Below are 17,388 nucleotides of genomic sequence, written 5' to 3' on the forward strand. Positions count from 1 at the left end.
TTGTCAGCGCTGATCGGCCTGCTTCACGGCGGGGGCCGGGGCTGCCGGGACGGCGCCCGCGGGGGCGCCGGCGGGGGCCGCCGGTTCGGGGGCGAGGAACGCCTTCCAGCCGGCGGCGGGGGCCTCGCCGACCTTGAGGGTCCGCATCTTGGCGATGACGTCGGGGTCCTGGGCGTCGAGCCAGTCGGCGAGCTGGCGGAAGGAGACGCACTTGACGTCCTTCTGGACGCAGACCGTGGCGATGGTCTCCTCGATGGCCCGCATGTACGTGCCGCCGTTCCAGGACTCGAAGTGGTTGCCGATGATCAGCGGCGCCCGGTTGCCCCGGTAGGAGCGCTCGAAGGCCTGCACGAGGCCGTCGCGCATCTGGTCGCCCCAGTACCGGTGCTGGGAGGGGTCGCCCTGGGTGGTGCCGGGTGACTGGTTGACCAGGAAGTTGTAGTCCATGGAGAGCGTCTGGAAGGCGCGCCCCGGGACGGGCACGAGCTGCATCGACAGGTCCCAGAGGCCCTGGTCCTTCTTGGGCCAGATCTGGTCGTTGACGCCGCTGGTGTCGTAGCGGAAGCCCAGCTGCGCCGCCGCCTGGACGAAGTTCTTCCGGCCTTCGAGGCAGGGGGTGCGGGCGCCGACGAGCTCCTTGTCGTAGTCGAAGGGCAGCGGCTGCTCGGCGCGCAGGCCGGCGTTGGTCTTCCAGTTCTTGACGAAGGACTTGGCCTGGCCGATCTCGCTCTTCCACTCCTCGACGGACCACTTGCCGACGCCGCCGTCCGCGCCGCAGAAGTGTCCGTTGAAGTGGGTGCCGATCTCGTTGCCCTCCTGCCACGCGCCGCGCAGTTCGCGGACGGTGGCGCGGATGCCCTCGGTGTCGTTGAACCCGATGTCGGAGCGGCCGGCGCTGTGCTGCGGCGGGTCGTAGAGGTGCCGCTTCTCCTCCGGCAGCAGGTACACGCCGCTGAGGAAGTACGTCATCTTGGCGTCGTACTTCTTGCCGACCGTGCGGAAGTGGGAGAACAGCTTCTGGCTGTCCTCGCCGGCGCCGTCCCAGGAGAAGACCACGAACTGCGGCGGGGTCTCCCCCGGCTTGAGGCGCTGCCAGACCGGCTGGTGGGGCTGGGCGCCGGTGAAGGCCGTGGAGCCGTCGCCGATCAGGCGGGGCGCGGTCTGCGGGGCCGCCGCGGGCCCCTTCTTGGCGCCCGCGCCCGGCACGCCCTTCGTGGCGGGGTCGCCGGAGCCGGTGGGGTCGCCGGAGCCCGAGCAGCCGGCGAGGCCGGTGGTGAGGGCGAGCGCGAGGGCACCCACGGCGAGCGCCCTCTTCTGGACGGTGGTCGTTCTCCCGGCGGCTGTCATCCCCGCACCTCTCCTCGGATCCTCGGATTTCCGTACAAGCGGCGTCAACCTCGCACCGCCGGGGCCGGGGAGCGTCAACGACAAGCGGCATGCGTACGTTCTGTCACCGGATCCGGTGAATCATTGCCCTATTTGCCCTGAAAATAATGCCGCAGTCTTTACTCTCCATTACTCTTCATTTACCGAGAGTTAGATATCGGTGTCCCCGCCGCACCACCCCGCACGAGCCGCGACCGCGCTGCCCCGGAGGAGACGGGAACATGACCCTCTGCACCCCCGCCCGCACGACCACCCGACCGCGAGTCCAGCGGCCCCACAGCCCGCCGGACGGACCGCGTCGCTTCCGCATCGCCGGCGCCGACCTGTCCGCCTCGGTCGCCGTCTTCCTGATCGCACTGCCCCTCTCCCTGGGCATCGCACTCGCCACCGGAGCCCCGCTCCAGGCCGGACTGGTCGCGGCCGCCGTCGGCGGCATCGTGGCCGGCCGGTTCGGCGGCTCCCCGCTCCAGGTGAGCGGCCCCGCCGCCGGCCTCACCGTCGTGACCGCCGAGCTCATCCAGCTGTACGGCTGGCGCACCACCTGCGCCATCACGGTCCTCGCGGGACTCGCTCAAATCGGGCTTTCCGTACTGCGGGTGGCCCGCTCCGCGCTCGCCGTCTCACCCGCCATCGTGCACGGCATGCTGGCGGGCATCGGCGTCACCATCGCCCTCGCGCAGCTCCACATCGTGCTCGGCGGCACTCCCCAGAGCTCCGCCGTGGACAACGCCCTCGGCCTGCCTTCCCAGTTGGCGCACGTCCATCCGGCCGCGCTCGCCATCAGCGCCCTCACCGTCGCCGTACTGCTGTGCTGGCCTCGGCTGCCGGGCCGGGCCGGGCAGATCCTGCGAAAGGTCCCGGCCGCGCTCGTCGCGGTGGCCGGGGCGACGGCGGTGGCGGCGGCCGCCGGGCTCGCCGTGCCCCGGGTCGACCTGCCGTCCTGGAGCAGTCACGCCCTGCCGGGGCTGCCCGAGGGCCCGGTCCTCGGCATCGCGGCCGGAGTGCTGACGATCACGCTGGTCACCAGCGTGCAGTCGCTGCTGTCCGCTGTCGCGGTCGACAAGCTCGTCGCCGCCCGCCCGGGTGGCGCCCAGGGCGTCCCGCGCTCGGCGCTCGACCGCGAACTCGCGGGCCAGGGCGCGGCGAACGTGCTGTCGGGCGCGCTCGGCGGCCTGCCGGTCGCCGGCGTCGCGGTCCGCAGCGTCGCCAACGTGTCGGCGGGTGCGGTGAGTCGGGCCTCGACGATGCTGCACGGTCTGTGGATCGTGCTCGCGGCCCTGCTGCTGGTGCCCTTGCTCGACCTGATCCCGCTGCCCGCGCTCGCCGCCCTCGTCATGGTGGTCGGCATCCAGATGGTCAGCATCACCCACATTCGTACGGTCACACGCCACCGCGAGGTCGTCGTCTACGCGGTGACGGTGACGGGCGTCGTCCTCATCGGCATCCTGGAGGGCGTCGCGCTCGGCATCGCCGTGGCCATCGCCGTGGCGCTGCACCGGCTCGCGCGCACCCGCATCACCCAGGAGGAGCGGGACGGGCGCCAGCTGCTGCGCGTGCGGGGCCAGCTGACGTTCCTCGCCGTCCCCCGGCTGAGCCGTGCTCTGCACCAACTGCCGCACGGGTCCGACGTGGTGGTGGAGCTGGACGGCTCCTTCATGGACCACGCGGCCTACGAGGCGCTGAGCGACTGGACCGCCGGGCACCTCGCCCACGGTGGCACGGTCGAGACGACCGGCCCGGCCGGGGCCCGGATCGCCGAGCCCTCCGCCGTCACCGACTCCGCCTCGCACCCCTGCTGCCGCCCGTGGACCCCCTGGCACAACCACCAGTGCGGGGAGCGGCCGGTCGAGCCGGCCGAGAGCGACGCGCCCGAGCGGACCCCGGGACTGCATCTGGCGAGCGGCATCGGCAAGTTCCAGCGGAACACGGCCCCGCTCGTCCGGGACGAGCTCGCACGGCTCGCCCGGGAGGGCCAGCGCCCCTCGCAGCTCTTCCTGACCTGCGCCGACTCCCGCCTCGTGACCAGCATGATCACGTCGAGCGGTCCCGGCGACCTGTTCACCGTGCGCAATGTCGGCAATCTCGTCCCGCTGCCGGGCGAGGAGAGCGGGGACGACTCGGTGGCGGCGGCGATCGAGTACGCGGTGGACGTGCTCCGGGTCGACTCGATCACGGTCTGCGGACATTCCGGCTGCGGCGCGATGCAGGCCCTGCTGAACGCCGGACCCGACGATCCGCCCACGCCGCTCCGCCGCTGGCTTCGCCACGGCCGGCCGAGCCTGGAGCGGATGGCGAGCCGGCGGCACGCCTGGGCGCGGATCTCCGGGCGCCTCCCGGCAGACGCGGTCGAGCAGCTCTGCCTGACCAACGTGGTCCAGCAGCTGGAGCACCTGCGGGCGTACGAGCCGGTGGCGCGGCGGCTCGCCGACGGGACGCTCACGCTGCACGGCGTGTACTTCCACGTCGGCGAGGCCCAGGCCTATCTGCTCGCCGACGCGGACGAGGTCCACAGCTACGACGACGTCTTCACACAGGTCATGCCGTCGGACCACCGCGAGACGGACGACCGCGAGACGGCACGAGCCTGCTGAACGCCGCCCGGCCGGCCCCTCACCCCCGGCCCCGCGCAAACCATCCGGTCGGCCTCGCGCGCCAACCACCCGGCCGGCCCCACCCGCTCGCCGCGCCCCGCGCCCGATCGCCCGCGATCGGGCCGACCGCGCGTCCTGAACCATCGGCCCCGGCCGTCCGTGAGACTGTGTGGCCCCTTCTCCCACCGCTCGGGAAGAAGGGGCCACCGCACGTCTGACCGCTCACAGGTCTAAACCAATTGTTCGGATGCCCTTGTCACCCGGGCCTTCGACTGATGAGCTATGACGCGGGACACATACGTACAGAGGACGCCCTGGGAAAGGGAGATGTCGTGAGCAACGAAAGCCTGGCCAATCTGCTCCGGGAAGAGCGCCGTTTCGCGCCGCCCGCCGAGCTGGCCGCGCACGCCAACGTGACGGCGGAGGCGTACGAGCAGGCCAAGGCGGACAGGCTGGGCTTCTGGGCCGAGCAGGCCAAGCGCCTGACCTGGGTCACCGAGCCCACCGAGACCCTCGACTGGTCGAACCCGCCGTTCGCCAAGTGGTTCGCGGACGGCGAGCTGAACGTCGCGTACAACTGCGTCGACCGGCACGTCGAGGCCGGTCACGGCGACCGGGTCGCCATCCACTTCGAGGGCGAGCCGGGCGACAGCCGCGCCATCACCTACGCCGAGCTCAAGGACGAGGTCTCCAAGGCCGCCAACGCCCTGACCGAGCTGGGCGTCCGCAAGGGCGACCGGGTCGCCGTCTACCTGCCGATGATCCCCGAGGCGGCCATCACGATGCTGGCCTGCGCCCGCGTCGGCGCCGCCCATTCGGTGGTCTTCGGCGGCTTCTCCGCCGACGCCGTGGCCTCCCGCATCCAGGACGCCGACGCCAAGGTCGTCGTCACCGCCGACGGCGGCTACCGCCGCGGCAAGCCGAGCGCCCTCAAGCCGGCCATCGACGAGGCCGTCGCCAAGTGTCCGCAGGTCGAGCACGTCCTCGTGGTCCGCCGTACGGGTCAGGACACCGCCTTCACCGAGGGCCGCGACGTGTGGTGGGACGACATCGTCGCCCGCCAGTCCGCGGAGCACACCCCGGAGGCCTTCGACGCGGAGCACCCGCTCTTCATCCTCTACACCTCGGGCACCACGGGTAAGCCGAAGGGCATCCTGCACACCTCCGGCGGCTACCTCACCCAGGCCGCGTACACCCACCACGCCGTCTTCGACCTCAAGCCGGAGACCGACGTCTACTGGTGCACCGCCGACATCGGCTGGGTCACCGGCCACTCGTACATCGTCTACGGCCCGCTGGCCAACGGCGCGACGCAGGTCATGTACGAGGGCACCCCGGACACCCCGCACCAGGGCCGGGTCTTCGAGATCGTGCAGAAGTACGGCGTGACGATCCTCTACACGGCGCCGACGCTGATCCGCACGTTCATGAAGTGGGGCGACCACATCCCCGCGAAGTTCGACCTCTCCAGCCTCCGCGTCCTCGGCTCGGTCGGCGAGCCGATCAACCCCGAGGCCTGGGTCTGGTACCGGGAGCACATCGGCGCGAACAAGTGCCCGATCGTGGACACCTGGTGGCAGACCGAGACCGGCGCGATGATGCTCTCGCCGCTGCCGGGCGTCACCGAGACCAAGCCGGGCTCGGCCCAGCGCGCCCTGCCGGGCATCTCCGCGACCGTCGTCGACGACGAGGCCAACGAGGTGCCGAACGGCGGCGGCGGCTACCTGGTCCTCACCGAGCCGTGGCCGTCGATGCTCCGCACGATCTGGGGCGACGACCAGCGGTACATCGACACGTACTGGTCCCGCTTCGAGGGCCAGTACTTCGCCGGCGACGGGGCGAAGAAGGACGAGGACGGCGACATCTGGCTGCTCGGCCGTGTCGACGACGTCATGCTCGTCTCGGGCCACAACATCTCGACGACCGAGGTCGAGTCGGCCCTGGTCTCGCACCCGTCCGTCGCCGAGGCGGCCGTCGTCGGCGCCGCCGACGAGACGACCGGTCAGGCCATCGTCGCCTTCGTGATCCTGCGCGGCACGGCGAGCCAGGACGAGGGCCTCGTCGCCGAACTGCGCAACCACGTGGGCGCCACGCTCGGCCCGATCGCCAAGCCGAAGCGGGTCCTGCCGGTGGCGGAGCTGCCCAAGACCCGCTCGGGCAAGATCATGCGCCGTCTGCTGCGCGACGTGGCGGAGAACCGGGAGCTCGGCGACGTCACCACGCTGACCGACTCCTCGGTCATGTCGCTCATCCAGACCCAGCTGCCGGACGCCTCCAGCGAGGACTGAGCCCCGGCACCGTACGACGCGAGCGCCCGCCCCGGACCTCTTCGGGGCGGGCGCTCACGCGTCCTCATCATTCGACGGGACGAAAGGAGCGAATCTCCTTAAAGTGAATCTCGCCGGACACAACCCACGCTCGTTAGGTAAGGTAAGGATCGCGTCAGGAACGCGACAGGAAAACCTAGGTGAGCCGGGAAGTCTGGTCGGCATGTGCTTCGCCCTGCCTGCCCGACGGAGGTCTCCCACGTGTCTGCGCCCACCGACCGCAAGTTCCTCGGCCGGTTGTCCCTGCCCGAGCGGCGGTACATCGCCGACGCCCTGCGCGCGGAGACCGTCGGGGGCGTGCTCCTGCTCCTCGCCGCCGTCGTCGCCCTCGTCTGGGCGAACTCGCCGCTGAGCGCGAGCTACGAGTCGGTCAGCGACTTCCACATAGGCCCGTCCTCCCTCGGCCTCGACCTGTCGGTCCAGCACTGGGCCGCCGACGGCCTCCTCGCGATCTTCTTCTTCGTCGCGGGCATCGAACTCAAGCGCGAGCTCGTCGCGGGCGAGCTGCGCGACCCCCGCGCCGCCGCGCTCCCCGTCGTCGCCGCGCTCTGCGGCATGGCCGCGCCCGCCCTCGTCTACGCCCTGGTCAACACCCTCGGCAACGGCTCGATGGACGGCTGGGCCGTGCCCACCGCGACCGACATCGCGTTCGCGCTCGCCGTCCTCGCCGTGATCGGCACCTCGCTGCCGTCCGCGCTGCGCGCCTTCCTGCTGACCCTCGCCGTCGTCGACGACCTCTTCGCGATCCTGATCATCGCGATCTTCTTCACCAGCGACCTGGACTTCGCCGCGCTCGGCGGCGCCGTCGCCGGCCTCGTCGTCTTCTGGCTGCTGCTCCGCAAGGGCGTCCGCGGCTGGTACGTGTACGTGCCGCTGGCCCTGGTCATCTGGGGCCTGATGTACAACAGCGGCGTCCACGCCACCATCGCCGGCGTCGCCATGGGCCTGATGCTGCGCTGCACCACCCGGGAGGGCGAGGAGCACTCCCCCGGCGAGCACATCGAGCACCTGGTCCGCCCCGTCTCGGCCGGTCTCGCCGTCCCCCTCTTCGCCCTCTTCTCCGCCGGTGTGAGCGTCTCCGGCGGCGCGATCCACGACGTCTTCACCCAGCCGGTCACCCTCGGCGTCGTCCTCGGCCTCGTCGTGGGCAAGGCGATCGGCATCTTCGGCGGAACGTGGCTCACCGCCCGGTTCACCCGGGCGGAGCTCAACCCCGACCTGGCCTGGCCCGACGTGTTCGCCGTCGCCTCCCTCGCCGGGATCGGCTTCACCGTCTCGCTCCTCATCGGCGAACTCGCCTTCGCCGGGGACACCGTCCTGACCGACGAGGTGAAGGCCGCGGTCCTGATCGGCTCGCTCATCGCGGCCGTGCTCGCCTCGGTCCTGCTGAAGCTGCGGGTCCGGAAGTACCAGGCGCTCTGCGCGGACGAGGAGCGCGACGACGACCAGGACGGCATCCCCGACATCTACGAAGAGGACGATCCGGAGTACCACCTGAGGATGGCCGAGATCTACGAGAAGAAGGCCGCCGAACATCGTGAGCGCGCCCAACTGGCGGGGGCATCGCGCGAGGGGACCGACCGTCCGGCATGATCTGATTCGGACCGTAGATGAGGACTCGCACCGTGAAGAGAACCTCGGACCGCAGAAGAGAAGAGGGAGCAGCGATGAGCGACCCGTTCAACGGAACCGACCGCAGCCTCGGCCGGCTGGTCGCCTCGGCGACCGCCGAGATGTCCGCGCTGGTGCACGACGAGATCGCCCTGGCCAAGGCCGAGATCCGACAGGACGTCAAGCGCGGGGCCATGGGCAGCGCGGCGGGCATCGCGGCCGCCGTGGTGCTGCTCTTCTCGCTGCCGATGCTCAGTTTCGCGCTCGCGTACGCCATCAACACCTGGACCGGTGGGCACAACGGCAACGGCGGCTGGAACCTCGTCTGGTGCTTCCTGCTGTCCTTCGCCCTCAACGTGCTGGTCGCCGGGCTCCTCGGGCTGATCGCGTACGCCAAGTTCAAGAAGGTCAAGCCGCCGGAGAAGTCCATCGCCTCCGCCAAGCGGACGGCGGCGATCATGCAGAACGCGAAGCCGCACCCCCGTCCGGCGCGGAAGCCGGCACTGGAGAAGGCCTCGTCTGTGGCACGCTCGTCCGTATGACCCTCCCCGAGAGCAGCAACGGCAACGCCGGGCCCGTCCGGCTCGACGGGCCGTGGACCCATCGCGACGTGGCGGCCAACGGCGCCCGGTTCCACATCGCCGAGATGGGGGACGGCCCGCTGGTGCTGCTCCTGCACGGGTTCCCGCAGTTCTGGTGGACCTGGCGCCACCAGCTGCCCGCCCTCGCCGAGGCCGGGTTCCGGGCCGTCGCGATGGACCTGCGCGGGGTGGGCGGCAGCGACCGCACCCCCCGGGGTTACGACCCCGCCAACCTGGCCCTCGACATCACCGGTGTCGTCCGCTCCCTCGGCGAGCCCGACGCGGCGCTCGTCGGGCACGACCTGGGCGGCTACCTCGCGTGGACGGCGGCCGTGATGCGGCCCAAGCTGGTGCGCCGCCTGGCGGTCTCCTCGATGCCGCACCCCCGCCGCTGGCGTTCGGCGATGCTGTCGGACTTCGCCCAGTCGCGGGCCGGCTCGCACATCTGGGGCTTCCAGCGGCCGTGGCTGCCGGAGCGTCAGCTCGTCGCGGACGACGCGGCACTGGTGGGCGAGCTGATCCGGGACTGGTCGGGGCCGAAGCCGGCCGACGACGACGCGATCGAGGTGTACCGGCGGGCGATGTGCGTCCCGTCGACGGCGCACTGCTCGATCGAGCCGTACCGCTGGATGGTGCGGTCCCTCGCCCGCCCGGACGGCATCCAGTTCAACCGGCGCATGAAGCGGCCGGTACGGGTGCCGACGCTGCACCTGCACGGCTCGATGGACCCGGTGATGCGGACCCGCAGCGCCGCCGGTTCCGGCGAGTACGTGGAGGCGCCGTACCGCTGGCGGCTCTTCGACGGCCTCGGGCACTTCCCGCACGAGGAGGACCCGGTGGCCTTCTCCACGGAGCTCGTCAACTGGCTGAAGGACCCCGAGCCCGACCGCTGACGCGCCCTCACCCCCGCCCAGCAGCACAGGAGTCCCTCGAACGGCCATGTGCCCGGCGCATACTCCAATTGGCGGGCCCCCGGGCGGTTACCGACCTCGGGGCCCGGGCAGACGTCGAGGTATGGGCTGGACGCACGACTACAGTGACACGGCACGCGACCGCCGCTCGGCCACCGGGCCGGCCTCCCGGGAGAGGGGTGGCCCCCAGGACACGGGCCGCGCGTACGACGTGCCAGAGGTGGGAATCTCGCTCATCCTGCGCCGCCGGGCCCGCTGGGTCTCGGCCCGACTCCGGCATCCCCGCGACTGACCCCAGGGCCCCCTGGGGGGCCTACAGGGCGCAGGCCTGGGTGTCGACCTGCTGGTCGGCGGTCCGGCCGCGCTCGATGTCCTCGCGGATCTCGTCGACCGTCAGGGCGTAGCCGGTGTTCGCGTCGTCGAGGGAGCGGGCGAAGATCACGCCGTACACCTCGCCGTCCTCGGTGAGGAGCGGACCGCCGGAGTTCCCCTGCCGGACCGTCGTGTACAGCGAGTACACCTCCCTGCGGACCTGGTCGCGGTGGTAGATGTCGGGCCCGGTGGGGCTGATACGGCCCCGGACGCGCGCCGATCGCACGTCGTACGAGCCGTTCTCCGGGAAGCCGGCGACGATCGCGTCGTCACCGCTGCGGGCGGCCTCGTCGGTGAAGGTGAGCGGCGTGGCCTTGAGGTCCGGCACGTCCAGGACGGCGATGTCGCGCTGCCAGTCGTAGAGGACGACCTTGGCGTCGTAGAGCCTGCCCTCGCCGCCTATCTGGACGGTCGGCTCGTCGACGCCTCCGACGACGTGGGCGTTGGTCATGATCCGGCGGTCGGCGAAGACGAAGCCGGTGCCTTCGAGGACCTTGCCGCAGCTCTGGGCGGTGCCGACGACCTTGACGATGGAGCGCTTGGCCTGGTCGGCGACGGGGCTGTGGGCGAGCGCCGGATCCGGCGGAAGCACCTCGGTGATGGGCTCGTTGGCGAAGGGGCTGAAGACCTGGGGGAAGCCGCTGCGGGCGAGCGTGGAGCTGAAGTTGGCGAACCAGGTGGAGGCCTGATCCGGCATCACCTGGGACACGCCCAGGAGGACCTTGGAGTTGCGCACCTCCTTGCCCAGGGTGGGCAGTGTGGTGCCGGCCAGGGCGGAGCCGATCAGCCAGGCCACGAGCAGCATCGCGACCACGTTGACCAGGGCGCCGCCGGTGGCGTCGAGGGCGCGCGCGGGCGACCAGGTGATGAACCGGCGGAGCTTGTTGCCGAGGTGGGTGGTGAACGCCTGGCCGATCGAGGCGCAGACGATGACCACCATGACGAAGACGACCGTCGCCGAGGTCGAGACCTCGCTGTTGTCGGTCAGCTGGTCCCAGAGGATCGGGAGCAGCAGGACGGCGACGAGGCCGCCGCCGAGGAAACCGAGCACCGAGAGGATGCCGACCACGAATCCCTGGCGGTAACCGATGATCGCGAACCAGACGGCGGCGAGCAGCAACAGGATGTCCAGCACGTTCACCGTCAGTAGCCTCGCAGATTCGTTTCCGGTCGCCCGGGGCGAGCTCGACCGGAGGCCGGACCCGCACCGGAGGTCAGCCTGTCATGAGCGCCAGTCGAGCGGGACCTGTCTCGCGCGGTCCCAGGGGCGCTCCCAGCCGGCGAAGTGCAGTAGCCGGTCGATCACTCCGGCGGTAAAACCCCAGACCAGAGCGGATGCGACGAGGAACGCGGGGCCCTGGTGGCCGCTCGGGTGAAGAGTCGTGGCACGGTTCGCGGGATCCGTGAGATCCGCCACGGGCACGGTGAAGACCCGGGCGGTCTCGCCGGGGTCGACGACCCCGACCGGGCTGGGGGTGCGCCACCAGCCGAGGACGGGCGTGACGACGAAGCCGCTGACCGGGATGTAGAGCTGGGGCAGCACGCCGAAGAGCTGGACGCCGGAGGGGTCGAGGCCGGTCTCCTCCTGGGCCTCGCGCAGGGCGGCGCGGAGCAGTCCGCCGTCGGCCGGGTCGCCGTCCTCGGGGTCGAGGGCGCCGCCGGGGAAGGAGGGCTGCCCGGCGTGCGAGCGCAGGCTGCCGGACCGCTCCATGAGGAGCAGTTCGGGTCCGCGCTCGCCCTCGCCGAACAGGACGAGGACGGCGGACTGGCGGCCGGCGCCGCTCGCGGGCGGCAGGAAGCGGCTCAGCTGCTCGGGCCGGACCGTGCGGGCGGCCCGGTCGACGGGGTCCAGCCAGGCGGGCAGGCCGTCCCGGCTGAGCAGGCCGCCGGTGCCGGGTCCGTGGATCTCTTCGTCAGTGCGCGTCATAGGCACCCCCGTGGTTCTCAACGCGATCAGTGGACGGGTTCGTTCCCGACGCCCCGACCACCGGGGCGTCGGGCCTGGGCTTCGGTCTGGCCTGAGCCCGGGCATGGGCCTGGCCTGGGCATGAGCCTGGGCCTGGGCATGAGCCTGGGCATGGGCGTGGCCTGGGCATGGGCTGCTCCGGCCCCGGGCCGGGGTCAGTCGCTCGCGCCGAGGGACGGGGCCGGGCGGCCGGGGAAGCCGGGCGGCGGGTTGAGCCGCTGGCCGGGGAGGCCTGCCATCTCGTACTTCAGGAGCTTCCTGGCCTTCTCGGGATCGGTCTCGCCCTCGCCGTAGGAGGGGCAGAGGTGGGTGATCGGGCAGGCTCCGCAGGCGGGCTTGCGGGCGTGGCAGATCCGGCGGCCGTGGAAGATCACCCGGTGCGAGAGCATGGTCCACTCGCTCTTCGGGAAGATCTCGGCGATCTCCGCCTCGATCTTGACCGGGTCCTCCTGCTCGGTCCACTTCCACCGCCGGACGAGCCGCATGAAGTGGGTGTCGACGGTGATGCCGGGCACCCCGAAGGCGTTGCCCAGGACGACGAAGGCGGTCTTGCGGCCGACGCCGGGCAGCTTGACGAGGTCGTCGAGGCGGCCGGGGACCTCGCCGCCGAAGTCGTCCCTGAGGGCGGTCGCGAGCCCCATGATCGACTTGGTCTTCGCCCGGAAGAAGCCGGTGGGGCGGATGAGCTCCTCGACCTCCTCGGGGACGGCGGCCGCGAGGTCCTCGGGCGTGGGGTACTTCGCGAAGAGGGCCGGGGTGGTCTGGTTGACCCGCAGGTCGGTGGTCTGCGCCGAGAGGACCGTGGCGACGAGGAGCTCGAAGGGGTTGCGGAAGTCGAGCTCCGGATGGGCGTACGGGAAGACCTCGGCGAGCTCCCGGTTGATCTTGCGGGCTCTGCGGACCATCGCGAGGCGCGATTCGGGCTTCGCCGCCTTCCGATTTGCGGCTTTCACCCGCTTCGACACGCCGTGTTCGCCCACGGCGGAATTACCTTCGACCGACACTCTTCCAGCCCCCTTGGCCTGCGCTCTCACCGGCGAGTTGGACACCCGACCAGCCTAGGGGCCCCCGCCGACATCCGCCCCGGGCGTGGCCGATCAGCCCCCAATCGGGCCCCTGGCGTACGGACGGGTAGCTCCGTGGGTCAAACTTGCTGTGATTGATCGCACTGTTTTGTGCGTCCGGCATCATGGGACCCAGGTCCTTTGAGCAGGTCGACAGTAGGAGAGAACTCGTGGACGACGTTCTGCGGCGCGCCCCGCTCTTCGCGGCGCTCGATGACGAGCAGGCAGCCGAGCTGCGCGCCTCGATGAGTGAGGCGACGCTCGCCCGTGGCGACGCGCTCTTCCACGAGGGCGACCCCGGTGACCGCCTCTACGTGGTCACCGAGGGCAAGGTGAAGCTGCACCGCACCTCCCCCGACGGCCGCGAGAACATGCTGGCCGTCCTCGGCCCCGGCGAGCTGATCGGCGAGCTCTCGCTCTTCGACCCGGGCCCGCGCACCGCCACCGCCACCGCGCTGACCGAGGTCAAGCTGCTCGGCCTCGGCCACGGCGACCTCCAGCCCTGGCTGAACGCCCGCCCCGAGGTCGCCACCGCGCTGCTGCGCGCGGTCGCCCGCCGGCTGCGGAAGACCAACGACCAGATGTCCGACCTGGTCTTCTCCGACGTCCCGGGCCGTGTCGCCCGTGCGCTCCTCGACCTGTCGCGCCGCTTCGGCGTGCAGTCGGAGGAGGGCATCCACGTCGTCCACGACCTCACCCAGGAAGAGCTGGCCCAGCTGGTCGGCGCCTCCCGCGAGACGGTCAACAAGGCGCTCGCCGACTTCGCCCAGCGCGGCTGGCTGCGCCTCGAGGCCCGCGCCGTGATCCTGCTCGACGTGGAGCGCCTCGCGAAGCGCTCGCGCTGAGACCCGTCCGGCGCATCAGGGCCGGACAGGACTGACAGCCGACATACGCGGAAGGCCGCCCCGGTCCGAGGACCGGGGCGGCCTTTCACGTAGCCGCGGGGACGGTCAGCGCTTCGAGCCGTCCACGATCACCGGGGCGGAGACGCCGTTGCCGCAGGGCACGGTGTAGATCGCGTTCTTCGCCGCGGCCTCCTTGAACGCGTCGATGCACTGGTTCATCAGGACCTTGTCCGTCAGCGACTCGTTGAGGATCTTGTTGGCGCGGGCGATGCCCTCCGCCTCGATCCGGCGCCGGTCGGCCTCGGCCTTGGCGGTGCGGGAGGCCTCGATGGCCCGCTCGGTGGCCTGCTGCTGCTGGATCTTGCGGTCGATCTGGCCCTGGAGGGCGTCCGAGGGCTTCACGTTGCGCAGGTTGACCGTGGTCACGACGATGCCGCGCGGGGCCAGGCGCTCCTTGATCAGGTCACCGATCTCGGCGTTGATCTTCTCGCGGTCGGAGGCGTAGCCCTGCTCGCTCGAGTAGCGGGCGAAGACGTTGCGGACGATCTCCCGGCTGTCGGGGTAGACGAGCCGCTGCTGGATGGCGTCCTCGGTGCCCGCGAGCTTGTACAGCTCGACGGCCTTCGACGGGACGACGGCCCACTTCACCGTCACCTCGGCGTACATGACGCCACCCTGCGAGGAGCGGACCTCGACCACGTCCTTGTCGGAGAGGTTCAGGTCGACCGGGCGGGTCGAGAAGGTCGTGACGCTCGTGAAGGGCGACTTCACGTGCATGCCCGAGGTCATGGGCGAGCCGACCTTGCCGAAGGCGACCGGCACGCCGACCTCGTACGCGCTGATGACGTAGGTCATGCTCACGATCAGCGAGAAGACACCGGCCAGGACCGCGCCGAGGGCGCCGAACTTCAGCCCCGTCGAGTCGTTGGCACGGCCTACGAAAAAGAGCACCACTGCGGCGATGACCAGCAGGATGGCGATGACGAACACGGGCGTTCCCCCCGAAAGCTACGGCCAGAAGTAAGCGGAGCGTAAAACACGGGTCGGGTCGGCCGAGTGGTCGGGGGCCCACTCGGTTCAGGATCGTGACAACTCCGCCCTCAGACCTGGCCGCGCTCCCGCAGGTACTCCAACTGCGCCCGGACGGAAAGTTCCGCCGCCGGCCACAGCGAGCGGTCCACATCCGCGTAGACGTGGGCGACGACCTCCGCCGCCGTCCGCAGGCCGCCCGCGACCGCCGACTCCACCTGGGCGAGCCTGCCCGCCCGGTGCGCGAGGTAGAACTCCACGGCCCCCTGCGCGTCCTCCAGCACCGGCCCGTGCCCGGGCAGGACCGTGCGGACCCCGTCGTCGACGGTCAGCGAGCGCAGCCGCCGCAGCGAGTCCAGGTAGTCGCCGAGCCGTCCGTCCGGATGCGCGACCATCGTCGTCCCGCGCCCCAGGATCGTGTCGCCCGTCAGCACCGCCTGATCGGCCGGCAGATGGAAGGAGAGCGAGTCCGAGGTGTGCCCGGGCGTCGGGACCACCCGCAGCTCCAGACCGCCGACCGTCACCACGTCCCCCGCGCCGAGCCCCTCGTCGCCGAGCCGCAGCGCCGGGTCCAGGGCCCGTACGGCCGTCCCGGTCAGCTCCGCGAAGCGCCCGGCTCCCTCGGCGTGGTCCGGGTGACCGTGGGTCAGCAGGGTCAGCGCGACCCGCTTGCCGAGCCGCTCCGCGGTGTCGACGACATGCCGCAGGTGGCCGTCGTCGAGGGGACCCGGGTCGACCACGACGGCCAGGTCCGAGCCGGGCTCGGAGAGGAGCCAGGTGTTGGTGCCGTCCAGCGTCATGGCGGACGGGTTCGGCGCCAGGACGTTCACGGCGCGGGCGGTCGCGGGTCCGGAGACCACGACACCGCGCGGCTGCCCGGGCAGCGCCGCCGCGTCGCTCATCACGCACCTCCGGTCGGAATGATCTTCGTGAACTCCTCGTGCCCCGGCCAGCTCAGGACCAGCTCCTCGCCCTCCAGACGGGCCTGGGCGAGGACCGGGGTCATGTCCTGGCCGCCCGCCGCCGCCAGCGCCTCGGCCGCCGTGCCGTACGGCTCCAGGGTGCGCAGGGTCGAGATCGTCGGCGGCATCATCATCAGCTCGCCCCGGTCGTAGCCGGCCGCGGCCTCCGCCGGGCGGATCCAGACCGTGCGGTCCGCCTCGCCGGAGACGTCCCGGGTGCGCTGCCCGGCCGGCAGGGCGGCCACGAAGAACCAGGTGTCGTAACGGCGCTGCTCGAACTCCGGCGTGATCCAGCGGGCCCACGCCCCCAGCAGGTCCGAGCGCAGGGCGAGCCCGCGCCGGTCGAGGAAGTCGGCGAAGGACAGCTCCCGGGCGACCAGCGCCTCCCGGTCCCGCTCCCACTCCTCGCCCGTCGTGTCGCCGACCACCGTGTCCGCGGTGTCGCCGGCCAGCAGGACGCCCGCCTCCTCGAACGTCTCGCGCACGGCGGCGCAGACCACTGCCTGGGCCTGCGCGGGGTCGTCGAGACCGAGCCGCCCGGCCCACTCGTCGAGGGAGGGGCCGGCCCAGCGGACCGGCTGCTCGTCGCGCGGGTCGACACCGCCGCCGGGGTAGGCGTACGCGCCTCCCGCGAAGGCCATCGAGGCGCGCCGGCGCAGCATGTGGACGTCAGGCCCCGTCGCCGCGTCCCGCAGGAGCAGCACGGTGGCGGCGCGGCGGGGCGCCACCGGAGTGAGCTCACCGGCCGCGAGGGCGCGGATGCGGTCGGGCCATTCCGGTGGGTACCACTGACCGTTCGACTGATTCGGCTGACCATTCGGCATGGCCGGATGCTATGCGCAAGCATCGGAATGCACGAGGGCCGACTTCCCCGGACGAGCGTCGCGACGCCCGGGAGCCGCCTTCTCCGGACGGTCATCGGAACGCACGGGAGCCGCTCCGGACGCACCTCGGAACGCACGGGAACCGCTCCGGACGGGCCTCGGAACGCACGGGAACCGCTCCGGACGGGCGTCGGAACGCACGGGAGCCGGCTTCCCCCGGACGGGAAAGCCGGCTCCACGCGCGTGTGCGGGACGATCAGGCCTCGACGAGCTCGACCTGGACCTCGACCTCGACCGGGGCGTCGAGCGGCAGCACGGCCACGCCGACGGCGCTGCGGGCGTGCACGCCCTTGTCGCCGAGCACGGCGCCGAGCAGCTCGCTGGCGCCGTTGATCACGCCGGGCTGGCCGGTGAAGTCCGAGGCGGAGGCGACGAAACCGACGACCTTCACGACGCGCTTGATGCGGTCGAGGTCACCGGCGACCGACTTCACGGCCGCGAGGGCGTTGAGCGCGCACGTGGCGGCGAGCTGCTTGGCCTCCTCGGCGGTCACCTCGTCGCCGACCTTGCCGGTCACCGACAGCTTGCCCGCCACCATCGGGAGCTGGCCCGACGTGTAGACGTACACGCCCGACTGCACGGCCGGCTGGTACGCGGCCAATGGGGGCACGACCTCCGGCAGGGTCAGGCCGAGCTCGGCCAGCCTCGCCTCGACGGCCCCGCTCACGACTTGGCCCGCTTCAGGTAGGCCACGAGCTGCTCGGGGTTGTTCGGCCCGGGCACGACCTGGACGAGCTCCCAGCCGTCCTCGCCCCAGGTGTCCAGAATCTGCTTGGTCGCGTGCACCAGAAGCGGCACCGTGACGTACTCCCACTTGGTCATGGGCCGACTGTATCCGCTGCCGGCGGGCCGCCCTCCG

At 71.6% G+C, this 17,388-nt stretch carries 16 protein-coding genes; 7 read left to right on the forward strand and 9 right to left on the reverse strand.

Going from position 1 to position 17,388, the window contains the following annotated elements; all coding sequences use genetic code 11:
* Nucleotides 1-3: 3 nt before the first annotated feature.
* Nucleotides 4-1,347: a polysaccharide deacetylase family protein gene (locus tag AC067A_RS21240; protein ID WP_479244042.1), complete on the reverse strand. Its 1,344-nt coding sequence runs from the start codon at nt 1,345-1,347 to the stop codon at nt 4-6.
* A gap of 260 nt (nt 1,348-1,607) precedes the next feature.
* Here AC067A_RS21240 and AC067A_RS21245 point away from each other — a divergent pair, with 260 nt between their 5' ends.
* The 6 genes from AC067A_RS21245 (at nt 1,608) to AC067A_RS21270 (ending at nt 9,699) form a co-directional block, all read left to right on the forward strand.
* Nucleotides 1,608-3,977 (forward strand): SulP family inorganic anion transporter, encoded by a 2,370-nt coding sequence (locus AC067A_RS21245; RefSeq protein WP_479244043.1) that lies wholly within the window; start codon nt 1,608-1,610, stop codon nt 3,975-3,977.
* A gap of 332 nt (nt 3,978-4,309) precedes the next feature.
* Nucleotides 4,310-6,265 (forward strand): acetate--CoA ligase, encoded by a 1,956-nt coding sequence (gene acs / locus AC067A_RS21250; protein WP_479244044.1) that lies wholly within the window; start codon nt 4,310-4,312, stop codon nt 6,263-6,265.
* Nucleotides 6,266-6,505: 240 nt separating this feature from the next.
* Complete coding sequence (gene nhaA / locus AC067A_RS21255) at nt 6,506-7,897, forward strand: Na+/H+ antiporter NhaA (protein WP_479244045.1); 1,392 nt, start codon at nt 6,506-6,508, stop codon at nt 7,895-7,897.
* A 74-nt stretch (nt 7,898-7,971) separates the two neighbouring features.
* A complete protein-coding gene (locus AC067A_RS21260) occupies nt 7,972-8,457 on the forward strand; it encodes a phage holin family protein (RefSeq protein ID WP_479244046.1) in 486 nt (161 codons plus the stop codon).
* Entirely contained in the window at nt 8,454-9,389 is a 936-nt protein-coding gene (locus AC067A_RS21265; protein ID WP_479244047.1) for an alpha/beta fold hydrolase, read from the forward strand. Before AC067A_RS21260 ends, AC067A_RS21265 begins: the two co-directional genes overlap by 4 nt.
* Nucleotides 9,390-9,510: 121 nt before the next feature.
* Nucleotides 9,511-9,699 (forward strand): hypothetical protein, encoded by a 189-nt coding sequence (locus AC067A_RS21270; protein WP_479244048.1) that lies wholly within the window; start codon nt 9,511-9,513, stop codon nt 9,697-9,699.
* A gap of 21 nt (nt 9,700-9,720) precedes the next feature.
* Here AC067A_RS21270 and AC067A_RS21275 read toward each other — a convergent pair whose 3' ends face one another.
* The 3 genes from AC067A_RS21275 to nth form a co-directional block, all read right to left on the reverse strand.
* Nucleotides 9,721-10,920: a MarP family serine protease gene (locus AC067A_RS21275; RefSeq protein ID WP_479244049.1), complete on the reverse strand. Its 1,200-nt coding sequence runs from the start codon at nt 10,918-10,920 to the stop codon at nt 9,721-9,723.
* An 81-nt stretch (nt 10,921-11,001) separates the two neighbouring features.
* On the reverse strand, nt 11,002-11,706 hold the full coding sequence (locus tag AC067A_RS21280) for an NUDIX hydrolase (RefSeq protein WP_479244050.1): 705 nt from the start codon (nt 11,704-11,706) through the stop codon (nt 11,002-11,004).
* Nucleotides 11,707-11,900: 194 nt separating this feature from the next.
* Nucleotides 11,901-12,725, reverse strand: a complete 825-nt coding sequence (gene nth / locus AC067A_RS21285; protein ID WP_479244051.1) for an endonuclease III — start codon at nt 12,723-12,725, stop codon at nt 11,901-11,903.
* A gap of 254 nt (nt 12,726-12,979) precedes the next feature.
* Here nth and AC067A_RS21290 point away from each other — a divergent pair, with 254 nt between their 5' ends.
* On the forward strand, nt 12,980-13,654 hold the full coding sequence (locus AC067A_RS21290; protein WP_015034542.1) for a Crp/Fnr family transcriptional regulator: 675 nt from the start codon (nt 12,980-12,982) through the stop codon (nt 13,652-13,654).
* A 105-nt stretch (nt 13,655-13,759) separates the two neighbouring features.
* On the opposite strand, the gene AC067A_RS21295 is transcribed toward AC067A_RS21290, so the two are convergent.
* The 5 genes from AC067A_RS21295 to AC067A_RS21315 form a co-directional block, all read right to left on the reverse strand.
* Nucleotides 13,760-14,644, reverse strand: coding sequence for a prohibitin family protein (locus AC067A_RS21295; RefSeq protein ID WP_479244052.1), 885 nt, complete (start codon nt 14,642-14,644; stop codon nt 13,760-13,762).
* 110 nt (nt 14,645-14,754) lie between these two features.
* Complete coding sequence (locus tag AC067A_RS21300; protein ID WP_479244053.1) at nt 14,755-15,585, reverse strand: MBL fold metallo-hydrolase; 831 nt, start codon at nt 15,583-15,585, stop codon at nt 14,755-14,757.
* Nucleotides 15,585-16,469: an NUDIX hydrolase gene (locus tag AC067A_RS21305; protein WP_479244054.1), complete on the reverse strand. Its 885-nt coding sequence runs from the start codon at nt 16,467-16,469 to the stop codon at nt 15,585-15,587. Before AC067A_RS21305 ends, AC067A_RS21300 begins: the two co-directional genes overlap by 1 nt.
* Nucleotides 16,470-16,725: 256 nt before the next feature.
* Nucleotides 16,726-17,196, reverse strand: a complete 471-nt coding sequence (locus AC067A_RS21310) for a RidA family protein (protein WP_267044426.1) — start codon at nt 17,194-17,196, stop codon at nt 16,726-16,728.
* A complete protein-coding gene (locus AC067A_RS21315) occupies nt 17,193-17,351 on the reverse strand; it encodes a Sp36 family protein (RefSeq protein ID WP_015034547.1) in 159 nt (52 codons plus the stop codon). Before AC067A_RS21315 ends, AC067A_RS21310 begins: the two co-directional genes overlap by 4 nt.
* Nucleotides 17,352-17,388: the final 37 nt, after the last annotated feature.

The sequence above is a fragment of the Streptomyces sp. NPDC043176 genome, from assembly GCF_056436715.1.

Excerpts from the sequence above, each read along its gene's own strand:
- AC067A_RS21265 (WP_479244047.1), top strand. The coding sequence starts at position 8,454 with ATGACCCTCCCCGAGAGCAGCAACGGCAACGCCGGGCCCGTCCGGCTC.
- AC067A_RS21315 (WP_015034547.1), bottom strand. The coding sequence starts at position 17,351 with ATGACCAAGTGGGAGTACGTCACGGTGCCGCTTCTGGTGCACGCGACC.
- AC067A_RS21245 (WP_479244043.1), top strand. The coding sequence starts at position 1,608 with ATGACCCTCTGCACCCCCGCCCGCACGACCACCCGACCGCGAGTCCAG.
- AC067A_RS21260 (WP_479244046.1), top strand. The coding sequence starts at position 7,972 with ATGAGCGACCCGTTCAACGGAACCGACCGCAGCCTCGGCCGGCTGGTC.
- AC067A_RS21240 (WP_479244042.1), bottom strand. The coding sequence starts at position 1,347 with ATGACAGCCGCCGGGAGAACGACCACCGTCCAGAAGAGGGCGCTCGCC.
- AC067A_RS21305 (WP_479244054.1), bottom strand. The coding sequence starts at position 16,469 with ATGCCGAATGGTCAGCCGAATCAGTCGAACGGTCAGTGGTACCCACCG.
- AC067A_RS21300 (WP_479244053.1), bottom strand. The coding sequence starts at position 15,585 with ATGAGCGACGCGGCGGCGCTGCCCGGGCAGCCGCGCGGTGTCGTGGTC.
- AC067A_RS21280 (WP_479244050.1), bottom strand. The coding sequence starts at position 11,706 with ATGACGCGCACTGACGAAGAGATCCACGGACCCGGCACCGGCGGCCTG.
- AC067A_RS21270 (WP_479244048.1), top strand. The coding sequence starts at position 9,511 with ATGGGCTGGACGCACGACTACAGTGACACGGCACGCGACCGCCGCTCG.